The sequence below is a fragment of the Bradyrhizobium sp. 17 genome (assembly GCF_023073515.1).
Classification (GTDB): Bacteria; Pseudomonadota; Alphaproteobacteria; order Rhizobiales; family Xanthobacteraceae; genus Bradyrhizobium; species Bradyrhizobium canariense_D.
Map to the genome: position 1 here is coordinate 292,331 of NZ_JADPJQ010000130.1, position 9,610 is coordinate 301,940.

9 protein-coding genes and 2 pseudogenes are annotated in these 9,610 nt (G+C 64.2%); 7 read left to right on the forward strand and 4 right to left on the reverse strand.

What is annotated here, in order from left to right; all coding sequences use genetic code 11:
- Positions 1 to 95 precede the first annotated feature (95 nt).
- Positions 96 to 1,352: a serine hydrolase gene (locus IVB13_RS37580; RefSeq protein WP_247492565.1), complete on the forward strand. Its 1,257-nt coding sequence runs from the start codon at positions 96 to 98 to the stop codon at positions 1,350 to 1,352.
- A 7-nt stretch (positions 1,353 to 1,359) separates the two neighbouring features.
- On the opposite strand, the gene IVB13_RS37585 is transcribed toward IVB13_RS37580, so the two are convergent.
- The gene (locus IVB13_RS37585; RefSeq protein WP_247368805.1) at positions 1,360 to 2,910 is read right to left on the reverse strand and encodes a carboxylesterase family protein; all 1,551 of its coding nucleotides are present in this window, start codon (positions 2,908 to 2,910) and stop codon (positions 1,360 to 1,362) included.
- A gap of 125 nt (positions 2,911 to 3,035) precedes the next feature.
- On the opposite strand from IVB13_RS37585, the pseudogene IVB13_RS37590 reads away from it, so the two are divergent.
- From IVB13_RS37590 to IVB13_RS37600, 3 genes and pseudogenes are all read left to right on the forward strand, one after another.
- A pseudogene (locus IVB13_RS37590) lies at positions 3,036 to 3,832 on the forward strand (helix-turn-helix transcriptional regulator).
- A gap of 56 nt (positions 3,833 to 3,888) precedes the next feature.
- A complete protein-coding gene (locus IVB13_RS37595; protein ID WP_247368455.1) occupies positions 3,889 to 4,551 on the forward strand; it encodes an SRPBCC family protein in 663 nt (220 codons plus the stop codon).
- Positions 4,551 to 4,913 carry a metalloregulator ArsR/SmtB family transcription factor gene (locus IVB13_RS37600; protein ID WP_018459176.1) on the forward strand — a complete coding sequence of 121 codons (363 nt, stop codon included), beginning with the start codon at positions 4,551 to 4,553 and terminating at the stop codon, positions 4,911 to 4,913. Before IVB13_RS37595 ends, IVB13_RS37600 begins: the two co-directional genes overlap by 1 nt.
- A gap of 361 nt (positions 4,914 to 5,274) precedes the next feature.
- Here IVB13_RS37600 and IVB13_RS37605 read toward each other — a convergent pair.
- Positions 5,275 to 5,556: pseudogene (locus IVB13_RS37605) on the reverse strand (GFA family protein); the annotation flags it as partial.
- Between the two features lie 59 nt (positions 5,557 to 5,615).
- Positions 5,616 to 6,113 (reverse strand): peptide deformylase, encoded by a 498-nt coding sequence (locus tag IVB13_RS37610; protein WP_085395946.1) that lies wholly within the window; start codon positions 6,111 to 6,113, stop codon positions 5,616 to 5,618.
- A gap of 76 nt (positions 6,114 to 6,189) precedes the next feature.
- Between IVB13_RS37610 and IVB13_RS37615 the strand changes: the two genes are divergently transcribed.
- Positions 6,190 to 6,774, forward strand: a complete 585-nt coding sequence (locus IVB13_RS37615) for a TetR/AcrR family transcriptional regulator (protein ID WP_247297494.1) — start codon at positions 6,190 to 6,192, stop codon at positions 6,772 to 6,774.
- A 105-nt stretch (positions 6,775 to 6,879) separates the two neighbouring features.
- A complete protein-coding gene (locus IVB13_RS37620) occupies positions 6,880 to 7,458 on the forward strand; it encodes a membrane protein (RefSeq protein ID WP_018459172.1) in 579 nt (192 codons plus the stop codon).
- 31 nt (positions 7,459 to 7,489) lie between these two features.
- On the opposite strand, the gene IVB13_RS37625 is transcribed toward IVB13_RS37620, so the two are convergent.
- Positions 7,490 to 7,951: a cupin domain-containing protein gene (locus IVB13_RS37625; RefSeq protein WP_247492566.1), complete on the reverse strand. Its 462-nt coding sequence runs from the start codon at positions 7,949 to 7,951 to the stop codon at positions 7,490 to 7,492.
- Positions 7,952 to 8,371: 420 nt separating this feature from the next.
- Between IVB13_RS37625 and IVB13_RS37630 the strand changes: the two genes are divergently transcribed.
- A complete protein-coding gene (locus tag IVB13_RS37630; protein ID WP_247403135.1) occupies positions 8,372 to 9,592 on the forward strand; it encodes an MFS transporter in 1,221 nt (406 codons plus the stop codon).
- Positions 9,593 to 9,610: the final 18 nt, after the last annotated feature.

The following is a 9,610-nucleotide window of genomic DNA, read 5'->3' on the forward strand; positions in this document are numbered from 1 at the left end:
CCCACGGCGACGGTCGCCTCGGCGCAAACACTGGATGTTCGCCACGCATCTCCATGATACGAAACCCCCGTCGTTCGCTTCCGGAGCCAATGTTCATGTCTGCCACCGCGCCGAGTCAGTCGCCCGCAACCGCCGCCGAAACTGATCCCGAAACACTCGGCTGGATGAAAGGCTTCCCGCCGTCTCCGGACCGCACCATCAGCTTCCAGGATGGTTCGTTCCGCAGCTTCCCCGAGCTACGCTGGGCATGGAGCAACATCCGCCAGCTGGTGCCGACCGTGAATGTCTGGCGCGGCGCGGGGCCTGCATCGGTGTTGCCGCGGGAAGGCCACGACATCGATGCGTCGGCCTCGACCACCATGGACAGGCGGCCCATGACGTTCGCGAAGATGCTCGAGGAAACCTACACCGACGGCATCGCCGTGCTGCATCGGGGCAAGCTGATCTATGAGCGCTATTTCGGTGCGTTGAAGCCGCACAAGCCGCATATCGCGATGTCGGTGACGAAGTCGTTCACCGGCGTGCTCGCCGGCATTCTGGTCGCCGAGGGCAAGATCGATCCGCAGGCGCCCGTCACGGACTATGTGCCGGAGCTGAAGGCGAGCGCGTTCGGCGACGCGCGCGTGCACGAGGTCATGGATATGACCACCGGGCTCGAATACACCGAAGTCTACACCGACAAGAACTCGCATGTGTGGGGACTGCGGCGCGCCAACGGCATGGCGCCGATTCCACCCGACTATGACGGTGCGACCACCATCTTCGATTTCCTGGTCGGGCAAAAGAAGCAGGGCGAGCACGGCAAGGTCTTTGCCTACAAGACCGTCAACACAGACGTGCTGGCCTGGATCATCCGGCGCGTCAGCGGCATGACGTTGTCCGATCTGCTCTCCGAGCGCATCTGGCAGCCGATGGGCGCGGAGGAAGACGCGCATTACCACGTCGATCGCATCGGCACCGAAAGCGGCGGCGGCGGCCTGTCGACCTGCTTGCGCGATCTCGCCCGATTCGGCGAGACCATGCGCAATCACGGCCGCTCCACCGGCCGGCAGATCGTGCCTTCATCTGTCGTCGAGGACATCGCGCGCGGTGGCGATCCCGAGAAATTCAAGCCCGCCGGTTACACCACGCTACCCGGCGCCTCCTATCGCAATCAATGGTGGGTCACGCACAATGCCCACGGCGCATATATGGCGCGTGGCGTTCACGGCCAGGGCATCTATATCGATCCCAAGGCCGAGATGGTGATCGCGCGCTACGCCTCGCACCCCGCAGCGGGCAACGCCGCCAACGACCCCGTGACGCTGCCGGCCTACATGGCGCTGGCGAAGGAGCTGATGGCGGGCGAGTGAGGTCCGCCTACGGCAGCTCCCGCCAGCGCATCGGCAAAATGCCGTCCTGCCTGAAACTGGCGAGGAAGCGGAAGCGGGCGGCTTGCGGATTGGGGCGGGCTTCGATCGGCGTGCCCAGGATCTGCACAACGTCCGTCTCGTCATAGGCGGGCCAGGGTGGCAGACCCGATCCGTTCGGGTCCCCGTGCGCAGCGAAATTCACCCAATAGCTCATCATGATCCGCGCCAGAGCGCGGTCCTGTTCGGCCGGCGGTGCTGAGCTGCCGATCACCTGTTGCGGTGTCAGTGTGCCGAACACGAACGGAATTTCAGTGACGTGCGAGGCGATCGGCGTGTAGTGCGAGGTATAGCTGAAGTGATAGCCGTAGACTGGCGCGCGTCCCCCGCGCCAATGCAATCGCAGCCACTGCCAGCATTGCTCGCCGACCACGATGTCGCCCGTGAGCGCCGCCGCAGAAGTCCTGGCCTCCGCATCGGTCGCCGCGGGATAGACCTTCAGGAAATCGGCCATGCGCTCCTTGCCGAACATCGCCTCGGCCGCGGCGAGAAAGGCTTGCGCTGATTCGTCGGGGAGTGACTGCGAACGGAAAGGAAATTCCTCGGCCGCATTCCAGCCCGCCAGCAGCGGGATGTACATCTGTTCGCCGCGCCGGAAGCGCCGCGCGGGCACATCAGGAACGACAAGACCATCGATACTCGGCGAGAAGGCCGTCACGACCGGGCTGGTCCTGAAACTCCACGGCGCGGCTGCATTCAACGAATCGGCCGGCATGCTGCGCAAAGCTGCGATCGACGCGTTGTCCTGCTGCCGGGCAAAAGCGAGACCACGCGCGCGGGCTTCTTCAAAGCCCTGAAGCGGGCCGTGTTTGCCATCCCAGAACGCGCCGCTCTGTCCTATGGCCTTGTGAAACAGTCCGTGCGCGAGCGGCGAGGCGATCAGGATTCCGACGGCCATGGCGCCGGCGGATTCGCCGAACACGGTGACGTTCTCGGGGTCGCCTCCGAAGCCGGCGATGTTGGCCTTGACCCAGCGCAGCGCCGCCAGTTGATCCTGCAGGCCGTAATTGCCTGAAGGCGCCTCCGCGTCGAGATCGGGGTGGGCGAAGAAGCCTAAGATGCCGAGGCGGTAGTTGAAGCTGACGACGACGACACCTTTCGCTGCTAGCGCGTTGCCATCGGTTGCGGGATTCGCCGAGGAGCCGAACTGAAAGCCGCCGCCGTGAATCCAGACCATCACGGGCCGCTTCTCATCCGCGTGCTTCGCCGCGGTCCAGATGTTGAGATAGAGGCAATCCTCGTCGCGCGGTCCCGGCCGCGGGTCGTTTTCGAGCGCCGATAGACACCCCGCGCCGAACACAAGCGCATCGCGCACGCCATCCCAGGACTCCGGGGGCTGCGGAGCGCACCAACGCAGAGGCCCGACCGGCGGTGCTGCGTAGGGAATGCCTTTGAACGCGATCACGCCGCTTGCATCGCGCGGGCCGCCACGCACGGCCCCCGCTTGCGTGCGGACCACGCGTTGCAGCCCGGCTGCTGTCGTACTCGTGAAACCATGCATGGCCGTTTCTTTCGATAGCGTGGGCGGCGCCCGGACGCCCCCGGGCAGGTTCAGGCGGCACCCTATCGACATTCCTCTTCGCTCGATTTAGATGTTCTACCAATCAATTTCTAAAAACCGGCAACATGCGGCAGCCGCTCCGTTTTCCATGGCCTGATCTTGATGTGGATGATGTCTCCGCGCCCGTTATCGCCGTGCGCGTCGACGTGATCGGGACCAAGGACGAGGTGCCCGATCACAGGCACCGCAAGGGGCAACTTGTCTTTGCGCTGGGCGGCGCCGTGACGTGCCGCGTTCCCACCGGTCTGTGGATGGTGCCGCCGCATTGCGCGGTGTGGATTCCAGGAGGCATGCAGCACAGCAACCTCGCGACGGAAAACGCCCGGCTGGTTTTCGTCTACATCGAGCCTGAGGTCGTGGACCTGCCGGATCGGTGCTGCACGCTTTCGATCTCCCCACTGCTGCGTGAAGTGATCGTCGAGCTGGCCAATCAGATCGCGGATGACGAGGCGAGGGTGGAGCTTCTGGCGAGCGTCCTGCTGCGCGAGCTTCCCCGCATGCCGGTTCAGCAGCTGCATCTGCCGCTCTCGCCCGAGCCGCGGTTGAAGAAGATTGCCGCGGCGCTGGCGAAAAACCTTCCGATCGCAGGACGCTGGCCGAATGGGCCGATCGCGTCGCGCTGAGCGAGAGCAGCCTCGCGCGTCTCGTGGTCAGGGAGACGGGCTTAAGCTTCGGGCGGTGGCGCCAGCAATTGCACCTGATCGTCGCCTTGCGGGAGCTGACGTCCGGCGCGAGCGTGCAGCAGGTGTCCGCCGATCTCGGCTACGACTCCGTCGCGGCCTTCATCACCATGTTCAAGAAGGCGCTCGGGAAACCACCAGGGAAATATCTGAGCGGTATTTTCCCTGAATATAAGAATTGACTTATATTAGCGTCGACCGATATTAATCCTGGCACGAAACGACAAGGAGGAGCGCCATGGAGATCGACGTCGTCAGGGTATTAGGGCTGGTTACGCGTTCGGTGAGGAATTTCGAGAAGGACGGGAAGGCAGCCAGTGCGGTGACACTGACGCGGCTTTACGAGACCAGCGTCGACGATCTCTGGGACGCAGTGACCAGCGAGCAACGCATTCCGCGCTGGTTCTTTCCGGTCGGGGGAGATCTCCGGCTCGGCGGAAAATACCAGCTCAAGGGGAATGCAGGCGGGACCATCACGGCATGTACGCCGCCGACCCATTTTGCGGCGACCTGGGAATTCGGCGGCGCGATGAGCTGGATCGACGTCAAGCTGACCGCAGAACGAAGCCAGGCGCGGCTGACGCTCGAGCACACCGCGATGATCGAGGATCATTGGAATCAGTTCGGTCCAGGGGCAGTCGGGATCGGCTGGGATCTCGCCATTGCCGGGCTGGAGCGATATGTTGCGACCGGGGCATCGGTCGACCATGAGACGGCCGAGGCATGGATGGGCTCTCCCGCGGGCAAGGAATTCATGACGAGCAGCGGCGAGTATTGGCGCGCAGCGCATGTCGCAAGCGGCGTGGATCCTGCGTCCGCGAAACAGCGGTCGGACCGTACCATCGCTTTCTATCGCGGCGAGACGCCGCCCGACGTGGCGCATCCGGGCACAGGAAGCTGATGCAAATCTTCGAGGTCCTTGCCGACCCCGTCCGCCGTCGCATCCTCGAGCTGCTTGCGCCCGGCGAGATGGCGTCCGGCGAGGTCGTCGAAGTGATCGGAGCGGAGTTCGGGATCACGCAGGCCGCCGTGTCGCAGCACCTCAAGGTGCTGCGCGAGAGCGGCTTCGCGACGGTTCGGGCGGAGGCGCAAAGACGGCTCTATTCGGTCGATGCTGCGGGCCTCCAAGCGGTGGATGCATGGATCGGTCAGTTCCGCAATTTCTGGGAGCCGAAGCTGGATGCGCTGGCGACGGAAATCGCGCGCGGCAAACGCGAGCGTCGTAACGCGCCAATGAGCAAGCGGAGCGGGAAGCGGGCGTGAAGGCATCGCGGCCACGCCTCATGGAGACGTTTCCGTTCTTTGCCCGGCGGGGGATGGGCTTGAGCGGCGGCATCTCGGTGTCGCCCGGGCTGGCGGCCCATCTGAGGCCGTACTGCAGGTTCGCGGCCTGCGCGGCGGCGACGAGCTGTACAAAGCCCCAGACGATTGCGGCGGGCAGCATCGATAGCTCGAAGCTCATCGCCATTGGCTGTCCCCCAATCTGCAAGAAATCAGCGCGATCCCGGGTGCCATCCGGGAGTTTGGGAATCTCGGGATCGAGGTGATCCCAGGCATATCCGCGCGAGCAGAACAGCACGACGGACGGTTTGAACGTGCTGGCATCGTCCAGCGTGCCGACATAGATGCCGGTTAAGTCCGGCTTCTCGTCCGGCTTGTTGTAGATAGGCGAGCCGCAGTTCGGACAGAACCCTTTGCGCTTGACCGCGCCGCTGACGGCAGTGCGCTCGATTTCGCGCACCTCGCCTGTCACCGCGACTGCGCTGCGCGCGAACACGAAGATGGAGCTGTGGCCGCTGCCGGTATCGCGCTGACAGTCGCTGCACTGGCATTGGAAGCCGCGGATCGGCGCGGACGCAATGGTGTAACAAACCGCGCCGCAGGCACAACGACCTGAATATGTCATTCGTCTCCCTCCCAACGGGCCGGCGCGATTTCACACAAGCCGGATATTTGCCGGCCCGCTCACTCGCGCGACATCTTCTCGAACCTCTTCACCAGCCGCTCCCGCTTCAGCCGCGACAGGCGCTGGATCCAGAACATGCCGTCGAGCTGGTCGATCTCGTGCTGGTGGCAGACAGCACGCAAGGCTTCCGACTCCTCTTTGTGCATGCTGCCGTCGAGATCCCGATAGCTGATCCGCACGCGGGCGTGGCGCTGGACCTCGTCGTTGACGCCGGGCATCGAGACGCTGCCTTCGCGATGCAGGATCATCTCGGGTGAGGCCCATTCGATCTCCGGATTGACATAGGTCTGTGCACCGTCCCTGGCGTCGAGCTCGAGCACGACGACGCGCAAGGGCACGCCGACATGCGGCGCCGTGATGCCGATGCCGGGCGCGGCGCGCATGGTCTCGAGCAGATCATTTGCAAGCTCGCGGAGCGCATCGTCGAACGCGGTGACGGGGTGAGCCGGCATCGCGAGCCGGCGGTCGGGATAGCGGACGATCGGGCGAATGGTCATGCAAGCTCCTAGCACTCACGGATGGTTGAAGCATCCCGTTCTTGACGCCCTACCAACTGGAAGGTAGCTAGGGACCATGACCAACGTTTCCTCGACAGCCGACGACATCCTGGCCTGCGCGCGCAGCTTGATCATCGCGGGCGGCTACAATGGTTTCAGCTACGCCGACGTGGCCGAGGTGGTCGGTATTCGCAAGCCGAGCATCCACCATCATTTCGCCAGCAAGGTCGATCTGGTCCGCACGCTCGTGTCGCGCTACCGCGCCGAAGCCGAGGCGGGACTGTCCGCGCTCGAGCGCAATGTCCCTGATCCGCGCGACCAGCTCGAAAACTATGTCGCGTACTGGAAGGCGTGCATCAATGATGCGACAGCGCCGTTCTGCGTGTGCGCGCTGCTGGCCAGCGAGCTTCCGATCCTGCCGGAGGAGGTTGCGCTCGAAGTCCGTGCGCACTTCCGCTCCTTGGCTTCCTGGCTGACGGCCGTCATGGAGCGTGGCAAGCGGAAAGGGCAACTCAAACTCTCCGGCACAGCCCGCGTCGAGGCCGAAGGATTCATGGCGACCATTCACGGCGCCATGCTGTCGGCGCGTGCCTATGGCGATCCAAAGATGTTCGGTGTGATTACCACCCCGCTGCTGGACCGGCTGTCCAACAAGCACTGAGAGACATCGGCGAGACGATGACGATAGCCAGCAAGTGGGCTGGATCGAAGACGGTTTCGTTGTGTGTAAGAAAACTACCAACTAGTAGGTATAGGAGAGACTGCGATGGCGCGATATCAATTGAATCCGGTTCATTGCGACCGCGAGCGATGGCTGAAGCAATATTACTTCGTGCGAGCGGCGTTCTCGGTTGCCTGGGTCGCTGCTGCGTTTGCCGCCGGGGCTTCTTCTCCAGTGATCGCCGGCGCCTTGCTCGTCCTCTATCCCGCATGGGACGCCGCTGCCAACTTCGCGGACGCGGTTCGCAGCGGCGGACTCGCTCAAAGCCGCCCGCAGGCTCTGAACGTTGTGGTCAGCCTGGCGACCACCGTCGCGGTGCTTGTGACCTTGCAGATGAGCATGAACCGGGTGCTCGGAATCTTCGGGGCATGGGCGATCCTGTCGGGATTGCTCCAACTCGGAACGGCCATCCAGCGCTGGCGGAGTTTTGGCGCGCAATGGGCCATGGTGCTCAGCGGGGGCCAGTCGGCTCTCGCAGGCGGCTTCTTCATCTTTCAGGCCACGATGCCCGCGATTCCCTCGATCGCGAATGTCGCGGGCTATGCTGCAGTCGGTGCGCTCTACTTCCTGGTCTCGGCGGTCTGGCTCACGGTCGGCGAGTGGCGGCGTAGCGCGGCTGTTTGAAGCCTTGCCATTCAAGCCTTGTCGCGGACGCTCACCCGTCCGGATAGGGCGTGCCGTCCCTGTGCACGAATCGGCCGTCGGAGTTGGCGCTCATCATGTCGATGTCGGAGCAAATCGTGAGATCGTCGGGCGAGCGAGAGCCGACTTCGAGATAGAGGGCGATGGCGCTCGAACGGTTGATCAAGTGATGGCCGTTGCCGCTGTTTTTCGCGAAGGCGGCGCAGTCACCGGCGCGGAGCACGATCTCGCATTTGTCCTCGATCAGCGTCACTTCGCCTTCGAGGACATAGACGAATTCGTCCTCATGCGAGTGCCAATGCCGCTGGCTCGACCAGTTGCCGGGCGGCAAGCGCATCAGGTTGACGCCGAAATCGGACAAGCCTCCGGCATTGCCGAGCCGCTGCCGGACCCGATCGGCGCAAGGTGCATCGAAGGGCGCGGGGTAGCCGGCGCCCTTGCGGGCGGGTACGGCAGCGATGTCGATTTTCGGCATAAGCATTTCCCTGCAGTTCTCTAGCGTTGCGTGGCCTGGCACATCGCGGAGCGCCAGGCGCGTCGTCGAACCCGGTCACGGATTTCGCCGCATCCGCACGGCCAGTTCCGCACGGCAAGGCCGGATGGCGCGCGAGGAGGCGGACGATCGCGTTTGCGACGGGACGAATTCAATAGCGGCGGGATGATGCCATCATGCAGGTGTTTTGCCCGACGAGTCAAACGGCGGGTCTTCCTTCGCACTGCAAAGAGCTGCGCTGTAAGTCCTTGATCCGACAGCGCCCCGCTACTGTGCATGGGGTTGTTTTCGCGTTTTTTGTTTGGCAGGTCACAAAAGCGTGCCGCAAAAACTTGCGTCGGCCTGTCGGCCCACCATGTTCCCATTCGTCTTCCACCCAGACAGATCTGACGGGAGACCAAAATGAACGCTTCCTCCTATCGCTGGGTGATCGTCGCCGCGGGCGGCTTGCTCGGCTGCGTCGCCATCGGCGGCATGTTTTCGCTGCCGGTATTCCTGCAGCCGATCGCAAAGGACACCGGCTGGTCCGTGACCGGCATCTCCAGCGCCATGACGATCGGCTTTCTGGCAATGGCCTGCACCAGCATGGTCTGGGGCACGTTGACGGACCGGTTCGGGCCGCGGCTGGTGGTGCTGACGGGATCGACGGTGCTGACCGTGAGCCTGTTCGCGGCGAGTCACGCCACCTCGCTGCTGGCGTTTCAGTTCGTCTTCGGGCTTCTGGTCGGAGCGTCCTGTGCGGCGATCTTCGCGCCGATGATGGCGACCGTGACCGGCTGGTTCGACACCCATCGCAGCCTCGCGGTCTCGCTGGTGTCGGCCGGCATGGGCATGGCGCCGATGACGATGGCGCCGCTCGCGGCCTGGCTCGTCTCCGGCCATGACTGGCGCACCTCGATGCAGATCGTGGCGCTGGTGGTCGGCGCCATCATGATCCCGGTCTCGTTCCTGGTGCGCCGCCCGCCGGCGCTCGCGCACGCCGTGGCCGCGCCTGCGGGCGAGGGCGCCGTGCAAGGTGAGATGTCGATGGGAGAGGCGCTGCGCTCGCCGCAATTCCTGATCCTGCTCGCGACCAATTTCTTCTGCTGCGCCACCCATTCCGGCCCGATCATCCACACCGTCTCCTATGCCGTGAGCTGCGGCATCCCGCTGGTCGCGGCGGTGACGATCTACAGCATCGAAGGCTCTGCCGGCCTTGGCGGACGCATTGCCTTCGGCCTGATGGGTGACCGCTTCGGCGCCAAGCGCGTGCTCGTCTCGGGCCTGCTGTTGCAGGCGTTCGGCGCACTCGCCTATGTCTTCGCGCACCAGCTTGCGACGTTCTACGCCGTCGGGGCCGTCTTCGGCTTCATTTATGCCGGCACCATGCCGCTCTACGCGGTGCTGATCCGCGAAAATTTCCCGCTCAAGATGATGGGCACGGTGATCGGCGGCACCGCCATGGCCGGCAGTCTCGGCATGGCCACGGGCCCGCTCGCCGGCGGCCTGATCTACGATGCGTTCTCGAGCTACGCTTGGCTCTATATCGCCTCCTGGGCGATGGGCCTCGGCGCCTTCCTGATGGCGATGAATTTCAAGCCGTTCCCGAAGCCGCGCGCGGATTTGGCGCCGGCGGCAGCGTAAGCAAGTTCATCGAGGCAC

Excerpts from the sequence above, each read along its gene's own strand:
- IVB13_RS37615 (WP_247297494.1), top strand. The coding sequence starts at position 6,190 with ATGACCAACGTTTCCTCGACAGCCGACGACATCCTGGCCTGCGCGCGC.
- IVB13_RS37580 (WP_247492565.1), top strand. The coding sequence starts at position 96 with ATGTCTGCCACCGCGCCGAGTCAGTCGCCCGCAACCGCCGCCGAAACT.
- IVB13_RS37625 (WP_247492566.1), bottom strand. The coding sequence starts at position 7,951 with ATGCCGAAAATCGACATCGCTGCCGTACCCGCCCGCAAGGGCGCCGGC.
- IVB13_RS37610 (WP_085395946.1), bottom strand. The coding sequence starts at position 6,113 with ATGACCATTCGCCCGATCGTCCGCTATCCCGACCGCCGGCTCGCGATG.
- IVB13_RS37595 (WP_247368455.1), top strand. The coding sequence starts at position 3,889 with ATGGAGATCGACGTCGTCAGGGTATTAGGGCTGGTTACGCGTTCGGTG.
- IVB13_RS37630 (WP_247403135.1), top strand. The coding sequence starts at position 8,372 with ATGAACGCTTCCTCCTATCGCTGGGTGATCGTCGCCGCGGGCGGCTTG.
- IVB13_RS37620 (WP_018459172.1), top strand. The coding sequence starts at position 6,880 with ATGGCGCGATATCAATTGAATCCGGTTCATTGCGACCGCGAGCGATGG.
- IVB13_RS37585 (WP_247368805.1), bottom strand. The coding sequence starts at position 2,910 with ATGCATGGTTTCACGAGTACGACAGCAGCCGGGCTGCAACGCGTGGTC.
- IVB13_RS37600 (WP_018459176.1), top strand. The coding sequence starts at position 4,551 with ATGCAAATCTTCGAGGTCCTTGCCGACCCCGTCCGCCGTCGCATCCTC.